At 63.7% G+C, this 19,859-nt stretch carries 21 protein-coding genes; 10 read left to right on the forward strand and 11 right to left on the reverse strand.

The window, feature by feature from the left end; translation table 11 throughout:
* Window positions 1–768: 768 nt before the first annotated feature.
* Together KY379_RS14830 and KY379_RS14835 are read left to right on the forward strand one after the other, a co-directional pair.
* Window positions 769–1,467, forward strand: coding sequence for a response regulator transcription factor (locus KY379_RS14830; RefSeq protein WP_261240631.1), 699 nt, complete (start codon window positions 769–771; stop codon window positions 1,465–1,467).
* On the forward strand, window positions 1,464–3,071 hold the full coding sequence (locus tag KY379_RS14835) for an ATP-binding protein (protein WP_133331735.1): 1,608 nt from the start codon (window positions 1,464–1,466) through the stop codon (window positions 3,069–3,071). The genes KY379_RS14830 and KY379_RS14835 overlap by 4 nt, the downstream gene beginning before the upstream one ends.
* Window positions 3,072–3,074: 3 nt before the next feature.
* Here KY379_RS14835 and KY379_RS14840 read toward each other — a convergent pair whose 3' ends face one another.
* Both KY379_RS14840 and KY379_RS14845 read right to left on the reverse strand, forming a co-directional pair.
* Complete coding sequence (locus KY379_RS14840; RefSeq protein WP_133331736.1) at window positions 3,075–3,776, reverse strand: 4'-phosphopantetheinyl transferase; 702 nt, start codon at window positions 3,774–3,776, stop codon at window positions 3,075–3,077.
* A gap of 48 nt (window positions 3,777–3,824) precedes the next feature.
* On the reverse strand, window positions 3,825–4,616 hold the full coding sequence (locus KY379_RS14845) for a dienelactone hydrolase family protein (RefSeq protein ID WP_261240628.1): 792 nt from the start codon (window positions 4,614–4,616) through the stop codon (window positions 3,825–3,827).
* Window positions 4,617–4,751: 135 nt separating this feature from the next.
* On the opposite strand from KY379_RS14845, the gene KY379_RS14850 reads away from it, so the two are divergent.
* The 4 genes from KY379_RS14850 to KY379_RS14865 all read left to right on the forward strand — a co-directional run bounded on the left by KY379_RS14850 (window position 4,752) and on the right by KY379_RS14865 (window position 9,096).
* Entirely contained in the window at window positions 4,752–5,357 is a 606-nt protein-coding gene (locus KY379_RS14850) for a porin family protein (RefSeq protein ID WP_261240627.1), read from the forward strand.
* 86 nt (window positions 5,358–5,443) lie between these two features.
* Entirely contained in the window at window positions 5,444–6,121 is a 678-nt protein-coding gene (locus tag KY379_RS14855; RefSeq protein ID WP_133331739.1) for a response regulator, read from the forward strand.
* Window positions 6,118–7,464 carry an ATP-binding protein gene (locus KY379_RS14860; protein WP_196173513.1) on the forward strand — a complete coding sequence of 449 codons (1,347 nt, stop codon included), beginning with the start codon at window positions 6,118–6,120 and terminating at the stop codon, window positions 7,462–7,464. Before KY379_RS14855 ends, KY379_RS14860 begins: the two co-directional genes overlap by 4 nt.
* Window positions 7,465–7,773: 309 nt before the next feature.
* Complete coding sequence (locus KY379_RS14865; RefSeq protein ID WP_133331741.1) at window positions 7,774–9,096, forward strand: dicarboxylate/amino acid:cation symporter; 1,323 nt, start codon at window positions 7,774–7,776, stop codon at window positions 9,094–9,096.
* A gap of 109 nt (window positions 9,097–9,205) precedes the next feature.
* Here the strand turns inward: KY379_RS14865 and KY379_RS14870 are convergent, their stop codons facing one another.
* On the reverse strand, window positions 9,206–9,700 hold the full coding sequence (locus KY379_RS14870; RefSeq protein ID WP_133331742.1) for a SprT family zinc-dependent metalloprotease: 495 nt from the start codon (window positions 9,698–9,700) through the stop codon (window positions 9,206–9,208).
* A 142-nt stretch (window positions 9,701–9,842) separates the two neighbouring features.
* On the reverse strand, window positions 9,843–10,442 hold the full coding sequence (locus KY379_RS14875) for a Yip1 family protein (RefSeq protein WP_133331743.1): 600 nt from the start codon (window positions 10,440–10,442) through the stop codon (window positions 9,843–9,845).
* A gap of 263 nt (window positions 10,443–10,705) precedes the next feature.
* Between KY379_RS14875 and ttcA the strand changes: the two genes are divergently transcribed.
* Window positions 10,706–11,530 (forward strand): tRNA 2-thiocytidine(32) synthetase TtcA, encoded by an 825-nt coding sequence (gene ttcA / locus KY379_RS14880; protein WP_133331744.1) that lies wholly within the window; start codon window positions 10,706–10,708, stop codon window positions 11,528–11,530.
* Between the two features lie 4 nt (window positions 11,531–11,534).
* Window positions 11,535–12,206: a DNA-3-methyladenine glycosylase I gene (locus KY379_RS14885; RefSeq protein WP_261240624.1), complete on the forward strand. Its 672-nt coding sequence runs from the start codon at window positions 11,535–11,537 to the stop codon at window positions 12,204–12,206.
* A gap of 40 nt (window positions 12,207–12,246) precedes the next feature.
* Here KY379_RS14885 and KY379_RS14890 read toward each other — a convergent pair whose 3' ends face one another.
* Genes KY379_RS14890 through arsC form a run of 3 tightly spaced genes read right to left on the reverse strand, consistent with a single transcriptional unit; the run spans window position 12,247 to window position 13,608 of the window.
* A complete protein-coding gene (locus tag KY379_RS14890; protein ID WP_196173515.1) occupies window positions 12,247–12,660 on the reverse strand; it encodes a DUF2069 domain-containing protein in 414 nt (137 codons plus the stop codon).
* Window positions 12,653–13,258 carry an NAD(P)H:quinone oxidoreductase gene (gene wrbA / locus KY379_RS14895; protein ID WP_133331747.1) on the reverse strand — a complete coding sequence of 202 codons (606 nt, stop codon included), beginning with the start codon at window positions 13,256–13,258 and terminating at the stop codon, window positions 12,653–12,655. The genes KY379_RS14890 and wrbA overlap by 8 nt, the downstream gene beginning before the upstream one ends.
* Complete coding sequence (gene arsC / locus KY379_RS14900) at window positions 13,255–13,608, reverse strand: arsenate reductase (glutaredoxin) (RefSeq protein ID WP_133331748.1); 354 nt, start codon at window positions 13,606–13,608, stop codon at window positions 13,255–13,257. The genes wrbA and arsC overlap by 4 nt, the downstream gene beginning before the upstream one ends.
* Before the next feature lie 85 nt (window positions 13,609–13,693).
* On the opposite strand from arsC, the gene KY379_RS14905 reads away from it, so the two are divergent.
* The gene (locus tag KY379_RS14905; protein ID WP_133331749.1) at window positions 13,694–14,158 is read left to right on the forward strand and encodes a TlpA disulfide reductase family protein; all 465 of its coding nucleotides are present in this window, start codon (window positions 13,694–13,696) and stop codon (window positions 14,156–14,158) included.
* A 103-nt stretch (window positions 14,159–14,261) separates the two neighbouring features.
* Here KY379_RS14905 and KY379_RS14910 read toward each other — a convergent pair whose 3' ends face one another.
* The 4 genes from KY379_RS14910 to KY379_RS14925 form a co-directional block, all read right to left on the reverse strand.
* Window positions 14,262–14,666 (reverse strand): META domain-containing protein, encoded by a 405-nt coding sequence (locus KY379_RS14910; RefSeq protein WP_196173517.1) that lies wholly within the window; start codon window positions 14,664–14,666, stop codon window positions 14,262–14,264.
* Window positions 14,663–15,100, reverse strand: a complete 438-nt coding sequence (locus tag KY379_RS14915) for a hypothetical protein (protein ID WP_196173519.1) — start codon at window positions 15,098–15,100, stop codon at window positions 14,663–14,665. The genes KY379_RS14910 and KY379_RS14915 overlap by 4 nt, the downstream gene beginning before the upstream one ends.
* 31 nt (window positions 15,101–15,131) lie before the next feature.
* On the reverse strand, window positions 15,132–16,121 hold the full coding sequence (locus tag KY379_RS14920; protein WP_133331752.1) for a 2-hydroxyacid dehydrogenase: 990 nt from the start codon (window positions 16,119–16,121) through the stop codon (window positions 15,132–15,134).
* A 76-nt stretch (window positions 16,122–16,197) separates the two neighbouring features.
* The gene (locus KY379_RS14925) at window positions 16,198–18,951 is read right to left on the reverse strand and encodes a response regulator (RefSeq protein ID WP_261240620.1); all 2,754 of its coding nucleotides are present in this window, start codon (window positions 18,949–18,951) and stop codon (window positions 16,198–16,200) included.
* A gap of 190 nt (window positions 18,952–19,141) precedes the next feature.
* On the opposite strand from KY379_RS14925, the gene KY379_RS14930 reads away from it, so the two are divergent.
* Window positions 19,142–19,858 (forward strand): response regulator transcription factor, encoded by a 717-nt coding sequence (locus KY379_RS14930; RefSeq protein WP_133331754.1) that lies wholly within the window; start codon window positions 19,142–19,144, stop codon window positions 19,856–19,858.
* Window position 19,859: the final 1 nt, after the last annotated feature.

The following is a 19,859-nucleotide window of genomic DNA, read 5'->3' on the forward strand; positions in this document are numbered from 1 at the left end:
TCCACAGTTTCTATATTGTTCAGGCGCGTTGTGCGCGCCCACCGTTCCGTCCACTTGCTCGATGGCCAGCCGGGGGATGCGGCATGTACGCGCATCCACCCGCTCGGGCGTACCGACTTCGGGACAGATCAGGAATGAGGGGCAAAAAACCTGCCGCTCCCTGGCCGAAGTCAAATGCTGTCGGGACCGGACAGGGCCGGGCCAAAAGCTGTTGCTCTTAATGCTTCCGCTGGAGCGGTTTGGCTGACGGAACCACGTAAAACCTTGCGAGAAATTTCGCTTGAATTTCTCCGCCGGCTGGTGTTGGCGATGGTGAGCCAAACCCAATATCTAGTGGTTCGTTGCGATAGGGATACAAGATAATGCGGTCTTGGGGCCTTTGCAAGGCAATCGCCTGTGGATAACTTGTGCGTACTTTGTGAGTGAAGAGTGGGTATTCGCTGTAGGCCTTGTACCAAGAGGTTTGCGCTATTTTTCTCTGCTTCGTCGAGCCAGTGCAGTTTTTTTCGGGCGCGAACCCTATCACAAAAAACGGTTCAGTCGAGGGGGCCGTGCGGCGGCTTGGCAGTGCCCTGGGCAGCCCTTAGTATCCTGGGCATATATTGCTCTTTGGTTAAACGATCATCGTCGCTTGTGCTGGGCCCTTCGCGGGTAAACCCGCTCCTACAGGTACTGCGCCGTTCCCAGCGGGCGGTGACCATCCTGTAGGAGCGGGTTTACCCGCGAAGGGGCCAGCACCGGCAATAGAACAACAAAAGGCACGAAGCCATGGCGCACCCCGCACCCCGCATCCTCATCGTCGAAGACGACCCCCGCCTGGCCGAGCTCACCGCCGAGTACCTGCAGGCCAACGCCTTCGAGGTGACCATCGAGCACGATGGTGCCCGCGCCGTGCGCCGGATCCTCGACAGCCAGCCCGACCTGGTGGTGCTCGACCTGATGCTCCCCGGCGAGGACGGTCTGAGCATCTGCCGACGGGTCCGCGGCCAGTATCCCGGGCCGATTCTCATGCTCACCGCCCGCAGCGATGAACTCGACCAAGTGCAGGGCCTGGACCTGGGCGCTGACGACTATGTGTGCAAACCGGTGCGTCCGCGCCTGCTGCTGGCGCACATCCAGGCCTTGCTGCGGCGCAGCGAACCGGCCCAGGCCAGGGAGCAGGCGCTGGCCTTCGGCGCACTGCGCATCGACAGCCGCTTGCGCGAGGCCTGGTTGGGCGAGCAGCCGATCGAGCTCACCGGAGCCGAATTCGACCTGCTCTGGCTGCTGGCCATCAATGCTGGCAAGGTGCTCTCGCGCGAGCAGATCTTCACCGCGCTGCGTGGCGTCGGCTATGACGGCCAGGACCGCTCCATCGATGTGCGAATCTCGCGCATCCGCCCGCGCATCGGCGACGACCCGGACCACCCACGGCTGATCAAGACCCTGCGCGGCAAGGGCTACCTGTTCGTCGGCGATGCCCCATGAACAACTCGATCTTCCTGCGTATCTATGGCGGCATGCTCGCCGTGCTGGTGCTGGTCGCCTTGCTGGGTGTGCTCAGCCTGCACCTGGTCAACGAAGTGCGTACGGCCCAACACCGCGAACGCCTGGCCCAGGGGACCTTCAGCCTGATGGCTGACAACCTGGCGCAGCAGAACGACACCGAGCGCAAGCGCTCGCTGCTGATGTGGAAACGGCTGCTCGGTGTGCCGCTGGCGCTGCAGCCGATGTCGGCGCGCAGCCTCGATGGCGGACAGCGCGCCCGCCTGAATCGTGGCCAGGTGGTGGTGCTGGAGACCGGGCCGCATGCCGTGACGGTCCTGCGCAAGGTCGGCCAACAGGACCTGTTGCTGGTGGCGCAGATCAAGCAGGTGAGCGAGCAGTTGGCCCGCGCTACGTTGTACCTGCTGGCCGACGAGCTGGTGCGCTACCCGGTGACCGAGCAGCAGCAACGCCTGGCGCAGCTCCGCCAGAGCAAGGGTTTCGGCTTCGGCGTGGCCCTGACGCGGCTGGAGCGGGTCGGCCTGGACGATGATCAGCGACGGCGGGTGGAGGAGGGCGACACGGTCATGGCCCTGGGCCCGGAAGGTGATGCCGTGCGCGTGTTCGCAGGCCTGCCGGGCTCGCCCTGGGTGCTGGAAATCGGGCCGCTGCAGCCGCTCAACCCCTATCCGCCGCAGCTGTTGATCCTCATCACGTTCCTCGGCCTGTGTCTGATCGGCCTGGTGGTGTACTTGCTGGTGCGGCAACTGGAACGGCGGGTGTCGGGCCTGGAGATCGCTGCCACGCGCATCGCCCAAGGTAGCCTGGATACCCGCGTGCCCGCGGGCGATGCCGACTCGGTAGGGCGCCTGGCCGCAGCCTTCAACCGGATGGCCGAGCACCTGCAACGTTCACTGAACATGCAGCGCGAGCTGGTGCGGGCGGTGTCCCACGAGTTGCGCACGCCAGTGGCGCGGTTGCGTTTCGGCCTGGAGATGATCGAAAGCGCAACTTCCGACCAGACCCGCGCCAAGCACCTCGCCGGCATGGATGGGGATATCCAGGACCTCGACCGGTTGGTCGACGAGATGCTCACCTACGCCCGGCTGGAGCAGGGCGCACCAGCGCTGAAGTTCGAGCGGGTCGATCTCGATGCCTTGTTCGATCGGGTGATCGACGAGCTGGCCCCGCTCAATGCTCAGGTCCGGCTGCTGCGTGGCAGTTGCCAGGCCCATGGCAGCGAGCCGGCCTGGGTCGAGGCCGAGCCACGTTACCTGCACCGTGCCCTGCAGAATCTGGTCAGCAACGCCTTGCGCCATGCCCGCAGCGAGGTGCGCCTGAGCTATCAGTTGGGCCAGCAGCGTTGCCGGATCGATGTGCAGGACGACGGCCCGGGTATACCTGAAGGCTTCTGGGACCGGATCTTCACGCCCTTCACCCGCCTCGACGACAGCCGTACCCGTGCCTCCGGTGGGCACGGCCTGGGCCTGTCTATCGTGCGGCGGATCATCTATTGGCACGCCGGTCGTGCTTCGGTGGGGCGCAGTGCCGAGCTGGGAGGCGCTTGTTTCAGCCTCGACTGGCCCCGCGAGCAGGCGTCGGCCTAGAGGCTAAACGCTGACCAGGCTGAGCAGGTGGCCGTCGTGCACGTTGAACTGGGCCTGCAACTCGACGCCGTAGCGCCATTCTGGCGACAGGTCGGTGAGCAGGCGCAGGCGCGCCTGGCCGTCTGCGCACCACGTCAGCACTTCGGCATGTTCGAAGTAGAAGCGCTGGCGGGTCAGGGGATAGAGGGCCTTGAACAGGCTTTCCTTGAGCGAGAAGGTCAAGGTGACGGCCATGGCCAGTTGGCTGTGGTCCAGGCGTTCGACCTCCGCTGGCGTGAGGATTTCGCCCAGCAGCCGCTCGGCCCGGGCTTCGTCGAGCAGTGCCTCCTGGTCCAGACCCAGGCCCCGGCAACTGCCCTCGGCGGCAACCACGGCGGCAGCCCAGCCCTTGCCATGGGTGATCGAGCCGTGGATACCCGCCGGCCAGATCGGTGCGCGATCCTCGTCGGTGCCCGGGACGTAATCGCGACCATCCAGGCGCTGCAGGGCGGCGCGGGCACAGACACGCCCGGCCAGATACTCGGCCTGGCGCTTGGCCACCGAGCGCTGCAGGCTGGTGCTGGGCGTGATGCCGGCGCGTTGGAAGTCGTCGGCGGCCAGGTGGGCCGGGTCGAAGCCGCAACTGACCAGCACTGCACCGGGCAGTGGCTGGGGCAGTGGCCAATGGTACTGGAGCGGGGAACAGCAAGCGGGGAGTGTGTTCATGGCGGTTATTGTGCCAGCCGTGGGGCTGCAAGGCAGCCCCGGCAAGGTTCAGTCGAACGCCTGTTTGAAGAAGGCCTGCATGTCCGCCCAGGACTTCTCGTCCGCTTCTTTGTTGTAGCCGATGTCCGGTCCGCCATGCTCGCCGTGGCTCAGGCGGTCGGCATCCGGGTTGCTGAAGCCGTGCTTGGAGCCGGGTAGGCTGACGAACCGATAGTCGACCTTCGCGGCATCCATTTCCGCCTTGAAGGCTGCAACCTGCTGTTCGGTAACCATGCTGTCCGCCGCCCCATGTTCCACCAGGATCTTGGCCCTGACCACGCCAGGCTTGGCTGGGGTCTGGGTGGCCAGGGCGCCATGGAAGCTCACCACACCGTCGAGCTTCTCGCCCCGGCGTGCGGCATCCAGTACCACCTTGCCGCCGAAGCAATAGCCAATGGCACCCAGTTGGTGCTTGTTGGTGTTGGGTTGCAGCTTGAGCAAATCCAGCCCGGCGTCGAAACGCCTGGCTGCCGCTTGCGGGTCTTTCAACGCCGCGGCCATGAATGCCTGGGCATCGGCAGGGTGCTCGGTGTTCTTGCCGTCGCCGTACATGTCGATCGCCAGCGCGTTGTAGCCAAGTGCGGCGAGGTCGCGGGCGCGGCGCTTGGCGTAGTCGTTCAGCCCCCACCATTCATGCACCACGACGATACCGGGGCGTTTGCCCTCGATGGCGTCGTCGTAGGCGTAGTAGCCGATCAGCGCGTTGCCGTCGGCGTCCTGGTAGCGGATTTCGCGGGTCTGCACCGCCGCCTGGGCGAGCGGGACGAGGCAAATCAGGGTCAAGGCCAGCAGGGCACGCATGTTCACGCTCCAGGTTCGGTAAAAGTCGACGGTCGTTTCGTTCAGCCAAGGTTCAGCCGGGGTTCAGCCGCGGTTCAGGGGGCCTTCCTTACTCTAGCTTCACACACAGACATCGCCCACTACGGAGTGCCAACCATGAAAACCCTGTCCTCATTGATCGCCGCCCTGGCCGTTTGCGCCGCTGGCATGACCCCCGCCCAGGCCGCCGACGACAATTTCGCCAGCCTGACCTACGGCCAGACCAGCGACAAAGTGAAGAAGTCCGGTCTGCTGCAGCGCAATACCGACAACCTGAACGCCGACGGCATCATCGGCAAGGACGATACCTGGGGCGTGCGCGTCGGTAAGATCAATGACGAACGCCGCTACTACATGACCTACGACAACGTCTCCGGTGACCACAGTGGCCTCAAGTTGCGCCAGGAAAACCTGCTCGGCAGCTACGATGTGTTCCTGCCGGTAGGCGACACCACCAAGCTGTTCGGCGGCGGCACCGCCGGTATCACCAAGCTGACCCAGGACTCGCCCGGCATGAGCCGTGACAAAGACTATGGCTATGCGGTCGGCCTGCAGGCCGGTGTGATTCAGGAGATCACCGACAAAGCCTCGGTAGAGCTGGGCTATCGTTACCTGCGCAGCAACGCCGCCACCGAAGTGGGCGAGCACGGTGGGCCCAAGGCTGGCACCCTGCGTCTGACCAGCAGCGCGCAAACTTACCTGTCGGCCAACTACAAGTTCTGAGCCGCTTCACAGGGTAATCTGTAGAGGCCTGAATGCCGGTGAGCCGGCTGCGAGGCTTCTACAGGCCATTATGAAAGGAGAATGGCATGAAATTGCTGGTGGTCGAGGATGAAGCCCTGCTGCGCCATCACCTCTATACCCGACTCGGCGAAAGTGGCCACGTGGTGCAGGCGGTGGGCGATGCCGAAGAGGCGCTGTACCAGGCCGGGCAATACCATTTCGACCTCGCCGTGATCGACCTGGGCTTGCCCGGCATGAGCGGCCTGGAGCTGATCGGCCAGTTGCGCAGCCAGGACCAGACCTTTCCCATCCTCATTCTCACTGCCCGCGGCAACTGGCAGGACAAGGTCGAAGGCCTGGCGGCCGGTGCCGACGACTATCTGGTCAAACCCTTCCAGTTCGAAGAGCTGGAGGCGCGGCTGAACGCCTTGCTGCGTCGCTCCAGCGGATTCACCCAGTCGACCATCGCCGCCGGCCCACTGCTGCTGGACCTCAACCGCAAGCAGGCGACGTTGGATGAGCAGCCATTGGCGCTGACCGCCTACGAATACCGCATCCTCGAGTACCTCATGCGCCATCACCAGCAGGTCGTGGCCAAGGACCGCCTGATGGAGCAGCTCTATCCCGATGACGAGGAGCGTGATCCCAACGTCATCGAAGTGCTGGTCGGTCGCTTGCGGCGCAAACTCGAGGGTGAGCACGGTTTCAAGCCCATCGACACGGTCCGTGGCATGGGCTACCTGTTCACCGAGCGCTGCCGATGATCCGCTCGCTACGCGTACGCCTGATGCTGGCCGGCACCGTGTTGGCGCTGTTGTTCATGCTGGCCATGCTGCCGGCACTGCAGAAGGCGTTCAGCCTGGCCTTGCAGGAGTCGATCGAGCAGCGCCTGGCCTCGGACGTGACCACGCTGATTTCCGCCGCGCGTATCGAGCATGCCCAACTGCAGATGCCCGAAACGCTCCCGGACGAGCGCTACAACCTGCCCTATACCGGCCTGCTCGGCTACATCTTCGACCGCGACGGGCAATTGGTGTGGCGCTCGAAGGCCACCGTCGACAAGCACATCAACTATCGCCCCCGCTACGATGGGCGTGGCAACGAGTTCGCACGCATTCACCAGGACGATGGCGAGGAATTCTTCGTCTACGACGTCGAGGTCAAATTGCTCGGTGGGCAAAGCGCAGCCTACAGCATCGTCGCCCTGCAGCCGGTGCGCGAATACGAACACACGCTCCAGGGCCTGCGCGACGACCTCTACCTGGGGTTTGGCGCCGCGTTGCTGACCTTGCTGGCGCTGCTCTGGGCGGGACTGACCTGGGCCTTGCGCTCGTTGCGCCGGCTCAGTGTGGAGCTGGACGAAGTCGAGTCCGGGGCCCGCGATGGCTTGAGCCGCGAACACCCGCGTGAGTTGTTGCGCCTGACCGGCTCGCTGAACCGCCTGTTGCACAGCGAGCGTGAACAGCGTCAACGCTACCGGGATTCGCTCGGCGATCTGGCTCACAGTCTGAAAACCCCGCTGGCGGTCTTGCAGGGGGTGGGTGAAAGCATGGGCCAGCGCGGCGCAGAGCGGGAGCAGGCGCGGGTTCTGCAGACCCAGATCGAGCGCATGAGCCAGCAAATCGACTACCAGCTCCAACGCGCCAGCTTGCGCAAGAGCGGCCTGGTGCGTCATTCGGTGCAACTGCGTCCGGTGCTCGACAGCCTGTGCAACACGTTGAGCAAGGTCTATCGCGACAAGCGCGTGCAGGTCGACATCGAGGTGCCGCAACAGGCCCAGGTGCCGATGGAGCGCGGCGCACTGTTGGAACTGCTCGGCAACCTCCTGGAAAACGCCTACCGACTGAGCCTGGGGCAAGTGCGCGTAAGTTTGGAGCAAGCCCCTGGCCGGCTGGTGCTGGCGGTGGAGGATGACGGGCCGGGCGTGCCGGTCGACCAGCGCGAACGGATTCTCGAACGCGGCGAGCGGCTGGACCGGCAGCATCCGGGGCAGGGTATTGGCCTGGCAGTGGTCAAGGATATCGTCGAGAGCTATGACGCCCAGTTGAGCCTGGAGGATTCGCCGCTGGGCGGGGCGGCGTTCCGCATCACCTTTCACCTGGATTGATTCCTACCCTTAACGACCCGGGCCTGTCGGGCGGAATCCCGCCATCTGCCCTGTACCAATTCCGCCATCGGGCGGAAATCCGCCACATCTTCTCCAGTAAATCGCCCTGTCTCGGGGCATTTTCCCCTTGTAAATAAGGCCTCTGCACCCTCGATGGGCATTTTGGCATCGCCCTTGCTATCTCTCTGGCAGAGGCCTGCCCAGGCAGCTCGAACACAACGACAAATCCCCCCAAGTGCAGGGGGGTTAGCGATTCAGGTGCCGCCACCCTGGGAAGGGTGAAACCGGCACACTTGAGGAAAATCAGCCATGACGACTCGTCAGCCGCTTTACAAATCTCTGTATGTCCAGGTGTTGCTCGCCATCACCATCGGCATCCTGCTCGGCCACTTCTATCCCGAAACCGGCGTCGCCCTGAAACCGCTGGGTGATGGTTTCGTCAAACTGATCAAGATGGTCATCGCGCCCATCATCTTCTGTACCGTGGTCAGCGGCATCGCTGGCATGCAGAGCATGAAGTCGGTCGGCAAGACCGGCGGCTACGCGCTGCTGTACTTTGAAATCGTCTCCACCATCGCCCTGATCATCGGCCTGGTCGTGGTCAACGTGATCAAGCCAGGCGCTGGCATGCACATCGACGTCAGCACCCTGAACGCCAGTAGCGTGGCCGCCTATGCCGCCGCCGGCGCGCAGCAGACCACGGTCGGCTTCCTGCTCAACGTCATCCCCAACACTGTGGTCGGCGCCTTCGCCAACGGCGATATCCTGCAAGTGCTGATGTTCTCGGTGCTGTTCGGCTTCGCCCTGCACCGCCTGGGCAGCTACGGCAAGCCGGTGCTGGACCTGATCGACCGCTTCGCCCATGTCATGTTCAACATCATCAACATGATCATGAAGCTGGCTCCGGTCGGTGCATTCGGTGCCATGGCCTTCACCATCGGCCAGTACGGCGTGGGTTCGCTGGTGCAACTGGGCTACCTGATGGCCTGCTTCTACATCACCTGCCTGCTGTTCGTGCTGGTGGTGCTGGGCGGTATCTGCCGTGCCCACGGCTTCAGCGTAATCAAGCTGATTCGCTACATCCGTGAAGAACTGCTGATCGTGCTGGGGACCTCCTCGTCGGAATCGGCCCTGCCACGCATGCTGGCCAAGATGGAGCGCCTGGGCGCGAAGAAGTCGGTGGTCGGCCTGGTGATTCCGACCGGTTATTCGTTCAACCTCGACGGTACCTCGATCTACCTGACCATGGCTGCAGTGTTCATCGCCCAGGCCACCGACACGCCGATGGACATCACCCATCAGATCACCCTGCTGCTGGTGCTGTTGGTGGCCTCCAAGGGTGCTGCGGGCGTGACCGGTTCGGGCTTCATCGTCCTGGCCGCTACCCTGTCGGCCGTCGGTCACCTGCCGGTTGCCGGCCTGGCGCTGATCCTGGGTATCGACCGCTTCATGTCCGAAGCCCGCGCCCTGACCAACCTGGTCGGCAACGCTGTGGCCACCGTGGTCGTGGCCAAGTGGGTGAAAGAGATGGACGACGACAAGCTGGCCTCCGAGTTGGCTTCCGGTGGTGCGCCGCTGGAGCTGAACGTGCCGACCGATGACCTGGGTGTCGCAGAGGTCCCGGTTCGTTGATCGTATTGCAGTGCTGAAGAAGGCGACCCTCGGGTCGCCTTTTTCATGTCTGGGAGTCTTTCAACGGCGCATCGGGCCCTTTCGCGGGCTTACCCGCGAATGAGGCCGATCATTCGACGCGGGTCTCGCCGCTGTACACCAGGATCTCCCGGCACCGCCGGCACAGATAGCGCCGTCCTTGGCGCACCAGCTTGTGGCGCTGGGCGGTGAAAGGGAAATCGCTTTCCGGGCACGGACAGCGATAGATGTAGCGGGTCACCACGCGCCGCTGGACTTCATAGTTATGGCAACGATTTGGCGGCAGTTCGTACACCCCGCGCATGATCAGCTGCCATTCCTCGCCATGGGCCTGGATGCGCTCGCCGAACAATTGATGGGCCACCAGGTGCGCCACTTCATGGGCCACGGTCTGGCGCAGGAAGTCTTCCTGGTTGTCGCGGTACAGCTGTAGATTGAAACGCAGCAGGTTCTCGTGCAGGTGCGCGACGCCAGCTTTCTGGCCGCGTAGCTTGAAGCTGATTTCCGGGCGCGGGAACGGGCGTTTGAAGAAGGCTTCGGCTTGCTGGTAACAGGTTTCGACGCGTTGCTTGAGCAGCTCGGGCATGGCGGGGTAGTTCTCCTCGGTCGGCAATTATGCCGCAAGCTCCCGTCACCTGCCGAGCCGCTGGTCAGCGCACAGTCAAAGGCCGCTTTGCAGCGGCCCCTGGCATGATGCTCCAGTGTCGGTCGATCTGTTCTGTACAACGCTAGTTGGTATAGACGGGCCCCACGCCCAGTCCCCAGATGATCACGGTCGCGGCCATGATCGCCACCAGTACCACCAGCCCCACTGCCAGCACCGAGCTGGAAAACAGGAAGCCTTCATCCGATGGAATGTTCATGAAGGTCGGCAAGCCGACATACAGCAGGTACACGGTGTAGCAGATGGCTGCGGTACCGACCACCATGCCCAACCACAGGTGCGGGTAAAGCGCTGCGAGCCCGCCGAGGAACAGTGGGGTGGCGGTGTAGGTGGCGAAAGCGATGCACTGGGCCATGGATGGGTTCGCGTCATAGGTACGCGCCATCCAGTGGATGAACGCCCCCATCACCGCCACGCCGGCGAGCATCGCCAGATAGGACATGATGCTCATCCACAGCGCGCTCTCCATGGTCAGCATCACCGCTGGCCGTTCGCCGATCACCCAGCCCACCTGGGTCGTGCCGATAAACGCGGAGACGGCAGGGATCGCCGCCAAAATCAAAGTATGGGTCAGGTACATGTGGCTGATGCTTTCTTCCTCGCCACGAATCTCCCGCCACTCCTGATCCGGATGGGTAAACAGCCCCACTACGTGATGAATCATGCCGGTCACTCCTCTCAGTGTTGCCAATCGCCCCCCACATGGAGCGCAAGCGGCCCGAGGCCAGGACACCGATACAAAGCGGTAATGTGGCCTTATGAGGCAGTATAGGAAGCCGTACCCGGCACAAACCCGGCTTTTTAGAGCAAATTGCGCTGTCAGCGCTCGGTCTGATTCCCTTGAAGTCTTTGACGGAATGCCTACAGCATCGTGCCGTTTGTGCGTAAAATACCCGCCTTTTGTCACACCTCGCGGATTCAAGCGCTATGGGCACCCTCTCGGTCAACCAGAACAAACTGCAAAAACGCCTGCGTCGTCTCGCCGGCGAAGCCATCACCGACTACAACATGATCGAGGATGGTGACAAGGTCATGGTCTGCCTGTCCGGCGGCAAGGACAGCTACACCATGCTCGACGTTCTGTTGCACCTGCAGAAGGTGGCACCGATCAAGTTCGACATCGTCGCCGTGAACATGGACCAGAAGCAGCCAGGCTTCCCCGAGCACGTGCTGCCGGCGTACCTGAAGGAACTGGGTGTCGAGTACCACATCGTCGAGAAGGACACCTATTCGGTGGTCAAGGAACTGGTGCCGGAGGGCAAGACCACCTGCTCGCTGTGCTCGCGTCTGCGTCGCGGCACCCTGTACACCTTCGCCGACGAGATCGGTGCGACCAAGATGGCCCTGGGGCACCACCGCGACGACATCGTCGAGACGTTCTTCCTCAACATGTTCTTCAACGGCTCGCTCAAGGGCATGCCGCCGAAGCTGCGTGCCGACGATGGCCGCAACGTGGTGATCCGCCCGCTGGCGTATTGCAGCGAAAAGGACATCCAGGCCTATTCGGACATGAAGGAATTCCCGATCATCCCATGCAACCTGTGCGGCTCCCAGGAAAACCTGCAGCGTCAGGTGGTCAAGGACATGCTGGTCGAGTGGGAGCGCAAGCATCCGGGCCGTACCGAGAGCATCTTCCGCGCCTTGCAGAACGTCGCGCCGTCGCAACTGGCCGACCGCAACCTGTTCGACTTCACCAGCCTGAAGATCGACGAGAGCGCCACCCCGCGCTTCCTCGACGTACTGAACATCTGAGCCCATGCGCGACTACCAGTGGCTGCATGAATACTGCCTGAACCGCTTCGGCTCGGCCCAGGCCCTCGAGGCCTTCCTGCCGCAGCCGCGCACCGCGGCGCAGTTACGTGACATCAGCGATGATCGCTATCTGTCGACCTTGGCCCTGCGCGTGTTCCGCGCCGGGCTCAAGCACAGTCTGGTGGATGCCAAGTGGCCGGCGTTCGAGCAGGTGTTCTTTGGCTTCGATCCGGAGAAGGTGGTGCTGATGGGGGCCGAGCATCTGGAGCGGCTGATGCAGGACGAGCGCATCATCCGCCACCTGGGCAAGCTCAAGAGCGTGCCGCGCAACGCCCAGATGGTCCTCGACGTGGCCAAGGAAAACGGCAGCTTCGGTGCATTCATTGCCGATTGGCCGGTGACCGACATCGTCGGCCTGTGGAAGTACCTGGCCAAGCATGGCAATCAGCTGGGTGGGCTGTCGGCGCCACGCTTCCTGCGCATGGTCGGCAAGGATACCTTCATCCCTACCGAGGACATGGCGGCTGCGCTGATCGCGCAGAAGGTGATCGACAAGCAACCCACCAGCCAGCGCGACCTGGCGCTGGTGCAGCAGACGTTCAACCAGTGGCACGAAGAGAGCGGGCGACCGCTGTGCCAGTTGTCGGTGATGCTGGCGCATACCGTCAACTATTGAGTCCTGTGTCGTCTTCTTCGCGGGCAAGCCCGCGAAGAAACTAACTCCCTTCGCCCGCCATGCGCCGCTCGAACTGGAACTTCCAGCGCACGTACAGCAACCCGCTGACGAACAACCCCAGGCTGACCAGCACCTCGACCCAGCCAAACAAGGCCCGTGCCGGATCGAACGCCGCCAGCACGCCTTTGATGAAGTAGATGTTCACCACGAAGCAGGTCCAGGCATGTGCCCGGGCGCTGCCTATCAGCATGCCGGGCAGCAACAGCACCAAGGGCACCAGCTCGATCGCCAGGATCACCTCGACCCGTGCACCGTGCAGGTTGGCGAACCAGAGGTTGTTCACCACCAACAGGGCGATCAGGCCCAGGAAGAACGCCAGACTCAGCGCCCGTGTCAGGCGCAGTCGCGGTGCCAGCCACTCCAGCGCCGGCAACACCTTGGGCTTTCTAGCCACGCGCGGCCTCCAGGGCCTTGGCGGTGTTCGCAAGGCGTTGGCCCAAGGCGCGGCACAGGGCGATTTCATGCGGGTCCAGTTCACGTTTGCCGTCGGCCCCGGCGTGGTGGCTGGCACCATAGGGTGTGCCGCCACCGCGGGTCTCGAGCAAGGCCGATTCGCTGTACGGCAGACCCATCACCAGCATGCCGTGGTGCATCAGCGGCAGCATCATCGACAGCAGGGTGGTTTCCTGGCCACCGTGCAGGCTGGCAGTGGAGGTGAACACCCCGGCCGGTTTGCCCACCAGTTCGCCCCCCAGCCACAGGCTGCTGGTGCCATCGAGGAAGTATTTGAGTGGCGCCGCCATGTTGCCGAAACGGGTCGGACTACCCAGCACCAGGCCGGCGCAGTGACGCAGATCGTCGAGAGTAGCGTAAAGCGCACCGCTGGCCGGGATATCCGGCGCGACTGCCTCGCACTCGGTGGATATCGCCGGCACGGTGCGCAGGCGCGCTTCCAGACCGGCCATTTCAATGCCGCGGGCGATGTGCCGGGCCATCTCGCTGGTCGAGCCGTGACGGCTGTAATACAGCACCAGGATGTAGGGTTCGCTCATGGCAGCAGCTCCAGGACTTTCTCCGGCGGACGACCGATCACGGCCTTGTCACCGGCCACCAGGATGGGGCGCTCGATGAGCTTGGGGTGTTCGACCATGGCAGCGATGAGTTGCGCGTCGCTCAGCGCCGGGTCGGCCAGGTTCAGTGCCTTGTATTCGTCCTCGCCGGTGCGCAGCAACTGGCGCGGGGCGATGCCCAGCTTGGCGAGCAGCGCCTTGAGGGTGGGGGCGTCGGGCGGGGTTTCGAGGTAGCGCACGATGGTCGGCGTCAGGCCACGGGCTTCGAGCAGTTCCAGCGCGCCGCGGGATTTGGAGCAGCGCGGGTTATGATAGAGCGTCAGGTCGGTCATGTCGGTTCGCATCCAGCGGGGTGTGGCGGCTATTCTAACCATTGCGACTGACCCTTTCGCTTGAAACTTCGAGAAGGATTGACCCATGGCAAGGCGTTTGGCAGCAGTATTGGCCATCACCGCGAGCCTGTTGCTCGGTGGTTGCGGTGCCGACTACGGCGTGGACCAGCACGGCAACACGGTAAAGGCCGAACAGATCGACGGGCACTGGCTGGTGCTCAACTATTGGGCGGAATGGTGCGGTCCGTGCCGGACCGAGATTCCCGAACTGAACACCGCAGCCAAGCAGTGGGAGGGGCAAGGCATCAAGGTGGTGGGGGTGAACTTCGATGGCTTGCAGGGCCAGGACCTGAAACAGGCTGCCGACACCCTGGGCATCGGTTTCACCGTGCTCGCCCAGGACCCGGCCGAGCGCTACGACCTGCCGCGCAGCGAGGCGCTGCCGGTGACCTACATCATCGATGACAAGGGCAAGGTGCGTGAGCAACTGATGGGCGAGCAGACCCTGGAAGGGCTGCAGGCCAAGATCAAGGCGCTCAAGGGGGCCTGAAAGCTTTAAGCTGCAAGCTGCAAGCTGCAAGCTTTAAGAAAGAGCGGACCGAGCTCCGATCCGCTTCTTCTTGCAGCTTGTGGCTTGCAGCTTGCAGCTTCTCTCAGCCTTCTTCAGGCCAGAACCGCAGCGGTTTACCCGTGGCCGGCCAGAAGCGCAATTGCTCGGTTGGCGATACATCCCAGCGCTGCACGGTTTCCAAGGCCTGCAGGAAGCGTGCTTCCTGTTCCATCAACGCCGGGGCGCAGAGCTTGCGGGTCTTGCCGACCTTGCCGAAGCTCAGATGCTCGCCGTCCAGGGTGTAGGACGCGAACCAGTGGTTGCAGCCGCCATTGCCGTACGCGCGGCCATCGCTGTCCAGGGTCAGGGTCAGGTGGCTGTAATCGATCAGCGGACGTTCGCCGATCCACTCCAGCACGTAACTGCGCTCCTGCTCGAGCTTGGACGGTTCGGCAGCGCAGCCGAGCAGGCCAGTGGCGATCAGCGCGCCGGTCAGGACATGCTTCACTTGGCGCTCTCCTGGCAACGAGGACACAGGTGTTTTTCACCTTGGCTGGCCCAGCCCAGTTCGGCGATGCGCGCGGTCGCGGCCGGCTGACGGGCTTTTTTCCCGAGCTTGGCGTCGACGGCGAATTCGAAGTCCAGCAGCGCTTCGCAGCTGTCGCAGGCGACCTGCCAGTTGAGGATCTCCAGCTCGTTGAACACCGGGCCCGTGGCCACGGCGACCCACTGACCCCGTGGGTTGATCAGGTGGCGCACGCTTTCCACGGTCAGGCGCATGGCCAGGTCCTTGCTGCCCTTGAGGGTGACCAGCAGGACGTCGCCCTTGTGCATCGAGCCACCATTGCCGGTGACCTGGTAGCGCCCTGGTACCAGTGCCCGGCACTCGATCAGGGTGTGTTGCGGATTGAAGAGGGTGTAACGGAAATCGTGCTCGACCATGGGTCCTCCAGAAATGCCGCGTATCCTAGCATCAACCTGTGACCAGATTCTGCGGTTTACCTGCCGCCCAGCGGATGATGTTGTCGAGCGTCGTGGCGGCGATCGCGTCCAGCGCTTCACGGGTGAGAAAGGCCTGGTGCGCAGTGACGATGACGTTGGGAAAGGTCAGCAGTCGGGCCAGCACATCGTCTTGCAATGGCAGGTCGGAGCGGTCCTCGAAGAACAGCTGCGCTTCCTCCTCATAGACGTCCAGGCCGAGGTAGCCGAGCTGGCCGCTTTTCAGCGCATCGATCAGCGCCGGGGTGTCGACCAGTGCGCCCCGACCGGTGTTGATCAGCATGGAACCAGGCTGCAGCTCGGCCAGGCTGCGGGCGTTGATCAGGTGCTTGGTCTGCTCGGTCAGTGGGCAGTGCAGGCTGATGATCCTGGACTGGCGCAGTAACTCGGGCAGTTCCAGGTAGCGTGCGCCAAGGGCCTGCAGCTCGGGATTGGGGTAGGGGTCGTAGGCCAGCAACTGGCAGCCGAACCCGGCCATGATGCGGGCGAAGGCCACACCGATCTGGCCGGTGCCGACCACGCCGACGGTCTTGCCGTGGAGGTCGAACCCGGTTAGCCCATGCAAGGTGAAGTCACCCTCGCGGGTGCGGTTGTAGGCGCGGTGCAGGCGTCGGTTCAGGGCCAGGATCAACGCCACGGCATGCTCGGCCACGGCATGCGGCGAGTAGGCAGGCACCCGCACCACGGCCAGGCCCAGGCGCTGCGCGGCCTCCAGGTCGACATGATTGTAGCCGGCCGAACGCAGGGCGATCAGCCGCGTGCCTCCGGCGGCCAGGCGCTCCAGTACCTGGGCGTCCAGTTCGTCATTGATGAACGCGCAGACGACCTCGTAGCCCAGGGCCAGCGCGGCGGTGTCGAGGGTCAGGCGGGCGGACTGGAAGTGCAGGTCCATTGCGCTGTCGCGGGCGGCCTGGGTGAAGCTTTCCTGATCGTAGTGCTGGCTGCTGAACAACAGGGTGCGCATGGGTGGGGTTCCTTGTCTTTTGAGAGGGGCCAGCCTTGGATTGTTGGGATGGTCATGAGAGCGAGCGCCGAACACCTCAAGTCGAACACGCCCGCTCCGCCAACCGATCGATCGCCGCATCCAGTTCATCCAGCGCCTGCTGCGCCTGGGGATTTTCCTGCTTGAGCAAGGTCTCGCTGCGCTGGCAGGCGGCGCGTAACTGGGGGACGCCGCAATAACGCGTGGCACCGTTGAGACGATGGACCTGTTCGATCAGCACGCTCCGATTATCGGTTTCACGTGCGCTGCGAATGGCTTGCTGGTCGCTCTGCAGCGACGCCAACAGCATGGCCAGCATGTCGGCGGCCAGGTCCGCTTTGCCAGCGGCCAGGCGCAAGCCCTCCTCGGGGTCGAGTACCGGCAGCTCGCGAGGGTCGCCGGATTGTTCGCTGGCCAGTTCCGGCGGTGAGGCACCCAGGCTCATGCCGGTCCACTTCATCACCACCTGGGCCAGTTGCCGCTCGCTGATCGGTTTGGTCAGGTAGTCGTCCATGCCACTGTGAAGCAAGGCGCGCTTCTCGTTGGCCATGGCGTGGGCGGTGAGGGCGACGATCGGTAAGGGGCTCGCGCTGCGGGTGTTCTCCCACTGGCGGATCTGTTCGGTACAGGCCCGCCCGTCCATGCCGGGCATCTGCACGTCCATCAGCACCAGGTCGAACGGTTCGTCCTGCACTGCCTGGACGGCGGCCACGCCGCTGTCCACCGCCAACACCTCGGCGCCGAGGTCTTCGAGCAGGGTCTTGACCAACAGCAGGTTGGCGGCGTTGTCGTCGACACAGAGAATCTTCGGCGTTTGTTGCCCGCTGCCGTTGGCCGTCTCGCCCAACGGCCGGCGCGGTTGTACCAACTCCAGCAACAGGCGGCGCAGCTTGCGTGTGCAACTGGGTTTGGACAGCAGTTGGCCGTGGCCATTGGGCAGGTACGGGTGGTAAAGCGCCTGTTCGGTGGTAGGGCAGAGCACCACGCATTGGCACTGGTGTCGCTCCAGTTGTTGGTGGTAATGGCCCAACTGCTCCGGCGAGAGGATTCCCAGGTTGGCCCCCAGCACTGCGAAGTCGAAGGGCTGCCCAGCCTGGCTCGCGGCCTGGACTGCATGCAACAGTTGGTCGAACGAGCCGAACAGGGTGACACTCAGGCCACAGTCCTCAAGCTGGTGCTCCAAGGCCTGGCGTGCTAGATCGTGGCCGTCGACGATGGCTGCACGCAGTCCCAGCAAGGGTTGCAGCGGGCGTTCTTCGGTGTCGTCGTGGGCCTTGGGCAGGTTCAGGCTGATCCAGAACTCCGAGCCCTCGCCCGGTGTGCTGTCGACGCCGATCTCGCCGCCCATCTGCTCGATCAGGCGCTTGGAAATCACCAGGCCCAACCCGGTGCCTCCGGGCTGGCGGGCCAACGAGTTGTCGGCCTGGCTGAAGGCTTGGAACAAGGTGCGCACATCCTGCGGCGACAGGCCGATGCCGGTGTCCTGCACGCTGATGCGCAACTGCGCGCTGTCTTCCTGCTCGTCGTCGAGCATGGCGCGCACGACGATGGTGCCTTCGCGGGTGAACTTGATGGCGTTGCTGACCAGGTTGGTGAGGATCTGCTTGAGGCGCAGCGGGTCGCCGATCATCGAGGTCGGCGTGTCGCGGTAGATCAGGCTGAGCAACTCGAGCTGTTTGGCATGGGCAGCCGGGGCGAGGATGGTCAGGGTGTCCTGGATCAGGTCGCGCAGGTTGAACGGAATGCTGTCGAGCACCAGCTTGCCGGCCTCGATCTTGGAGAAGTCGAGGATCTCGTTGATGATCCCCAGCAGATTGTCGGCGGATTTCTCGATGGTGCCCAGGTAGTCGAGCTGACGCGGGGTCATCTCGCTCTTTTGCAGCAAATGGGTGAAGCCGAGGATTCCATTGAGCGGTGTGCGGATCTCGTGGCTCATGTTGGCCAGGAATTCCGACTTGATGCGGCTCGCTTCCAGGGCTTCCTTGCGCGCCATGTCCAGCTCGATGTTCTGGATTTCGATGGTCTCGAGGTTCTGGCGCACGTCCTCGGTGGCCTGGTCGATGCTGTGCTGTAGCTCCTCGTGGGCACTGTGCAGGGTTTCGGCCATGCGGTTGATGCCGCCGGCCAGTTCGTCCAGCTCATGGCTGCCCAGGGTCGGCAGGCGCTCTTCGAGGTGCCCGTCCTTGAGCTGGTTGACCGCATGCTTGATGCGCGCGATGGGGTCGTTGATCGCCCGGCTCATGCGCAGGGCCAGCAAGCCGCTCAAGACCAGGCAGACCAGAATCAGCAACAGACTGGTGAACAGGTTGCGATAGCCGCGCAGCAGGGTGCCGTCGTGGGACAGTTCGATCTCGACCCAGCCCAGCAGGCGCTCGGCTTCGGCCGGCACGGCGTCGGTGGCCAGGTCGCGATGATGGCCGAACACTGGCATCAGGTAGCGCGTGGCATCGTTACCGCTGCGCTCCAGCACCTGCGTGCCGGTTCCGCCGCTGGGAGGCCGGTTGAGCATGCTCGGGCCGGCGTGGGCCACGCGCGTGCGGTCCGGGGCGAGGAACGCCACGGCGCGCACATCGGCTTGCTCCAGGGTCTGCGCGGCGATCCGCTCGAGCTGCGGCACGGCGTCCCGGGCCAGAGCCGGTGCCGCCAGCGGCGCGAGTTGCTCGGCGATCATCTTGCCGCGCTGGAGCAATTGGGTGCGCAGTTCACTCTGCTGCAGCCAGGTGAAATAGCTTCCCAGCACCAAAGCCATCAGGCTGGCGGGGAGCAGGGCCAACAGCAGGACCCGGCTTCTGATTCCCAAACGATCGAGCACACCTGTCTCCTGTCATGTGCCTGCACGCCGCCTGCGTGGCGGATCAAAGCGGAAAGTTACTCCGCTCGCAGGCGTAATGCATCCTTTGTATAGCTTGGCTTCGCTTCTGCCGAGCGGTGGTCGATGGGCTGTTGCCTGAATGGCTTGCATGCTCAATAATTGCGCAATTGAGAATGTATGGCAGTTGCCAATGAATCCCGTATCTATTCACGCCTCCAGTATCCTCGCCATCGAGGACGACCCGGTGCTCGGCGCCTACCTGCACGAGGAGCTACAGCGCGGTGGTTTTCACGTCACCTGGTGCCGCAACGGCCTGGATGGCCTGGAGGTCGCCGGTCGGCAGGCGTTCGACGTGGTCCTGATGGACATCCTGCTGCCCGGCCTCAACGGCCTGGATGCGCTGGCACAACTGCGTCGGCATAGTGCCACGCCGGTGATCCTGATGTCCGCCCTGGGTGCCGAGGCCGATCGCATCAGTGGCTTCCAGCGCGGTGCCGATGATTACCTGCCCAAGCCGTTCAGCATGGCCGAACTGCAGGTGCGCATCGAGGCGATTCTGCGCCGCGTCGCCCTGGAGCGCCGCCGTCAGCCGGTGCCTGAGCCGGCCAGTGGCGATCTGTGCTTCGACGAAGATGCCTGCGATGTCAGTCTGGGTGGTCGGTGCGCCGGGCTCACGCCCAGTGAATACCGCCTGCTGGAGGTACTGCACCGCAATGTGGATGAGGTGTTGAGCAAGCCCTTCCTTTATCAGCACGTTCTACAGCGTGGCTATTCGCGGCATGACCGCAGCCTCGACATGCATGTGAGCCAGATCCGCCGCAAGCTCAAGGCCATCGGCTACCTCGAACGGCAGATCCGCACCGTATGGGGCAAGGGCTACGTGCTCAGTGCCGGTGAGTTGGGCTGAA

Source organism: Pseudomonas sp. HD6422, assembly GCF_025377065.1.
In the GTDB taxonomy this organism is placed as follows: domain Bacteria; phylum Pseudomonadota; class Gammaproteobacteria; order Pseudomonadales; family Pseudomonadaceae; genus Aquipseudomonas; species Aquipseudomonas putida_U.

Coding starts and splice junctions, on each gene's coding strand:
- KY379_RS14830 (WP_261240631.1), top strand. CDS start 769: ATGGCGCACCCCGCACCCCGCATCCTCATCGTCGAAGACGACCCCCGC.
- KY379_RS14835 (WP_133331735.1), top strand. CDS start 1,464: ATGAACAACTCGATCTTCCTGCGTATCTATGGCGGCATGCTCGCCGTG.
- KY379_RS14840 (WP_133331736.1), bottom strand. CDS start 3,776: ATGAACACACTCCCCGCTTGCTGTTCCCCGCTCCAGTACCATTGGCCA.
- KY379_RS14845 (WP_261240628.1), bottom strand. CDS start 4,616: ATGCGTGCCCTGCTGGCCTTGACCCTGATTTGCCTCGTCCCGCTCGCC.
- KY379_RS14850 (WP_261240627.1), top strand. CDS start 4,752: ATGAAAACCCTGTCCTCATTGATCGCCGCCCTGGCCGTTTGCGCCGCT.
- KY379_RS14855 (WP_133331739.1), top strand. CDS start 5,444: ATGAAATTGCTGGTGGTCGAGGATGAAGCCCTGCTGCGCCATCACCTC.
- KY379_RS14860 (WP_196173513.1), top strand. CDS start 6,118: ATGATCCGCTCGCTACGCGTACGCCTGATGCTGGCCGGCACCGTGTTG.
- KY379_RS14865 (WP_133331741.1), top strand. CDS start 7,774: ATGACGACTCGTCAGCCGCTTTACAAATCTCTGTATGTCCAGGTGTTG.
- KY379_RS14870 (WP_133331742.1), bottom strand. CDS start 9,700: ATGCCCGAGCTGCTCAAGCAACGCGTCGAAACCTGTTACCAGCAAGCC.
- KY379_RS14875 (WP_133331743.1), bottom strand. CDS start 10,442: ATGATTCATCACGTAGTGGGGCTGTTTACCCATCCGGATCAGGAGTGG.
- ttcA (WP_133331744.1), top strand. CDS start 10,706: ATGGGCACCCTCTCGGTCAACCAGAACAAACTGCAAAAACGCCTGCGT.
- KY379_RS14885 (WP_261240624.1), top strand. CDS start 11,535: ATGCGCGACTACCAGTGGCTGCATGAATACTGCCTGAACCGCTTCGGC.
- wrbA (WP_133331747.1), bottom strand. CDS start 13,258: ATGAGCGAACCCTACATCCTGGTGCTGTATTACAGCCGTCACGGCTCG.
- arsC (WP_133331748.1), bottom strand. CDS start 13,608: ATGACCGACCTGACGCTCTATCATAACCCGCGCTGCTCCAAATCCCGC.
- KY379_RS14905 (WP_133331749.1), top strand. CDS start 13,694: ATGGCAAGGCGTTTGGCAGCAGTATTGGCCATCACCGCGAGCCTGTTG.
- KY379_RS14915 (WP_196173519.1), bottom strand. CDS start 15,100: ATGGTCGAGCACGATTTCCGTTACACCCTCTTCAATCCGCAACACACC.
- KY379_RS14920 (WP_133331752.1), bottom strand. CDS start 16,121: ATGCGCACCCTGTTGTTCAGCAGCCAGCACTACGATCAGGAAAGCTTC.
- KY379_RS14930 (WP_133331754.1), top strand. CDS start 19,142: ATGAATCCCGTATCTATTCACGCCTCCAGTATCCTCGCCATCGAGGAC.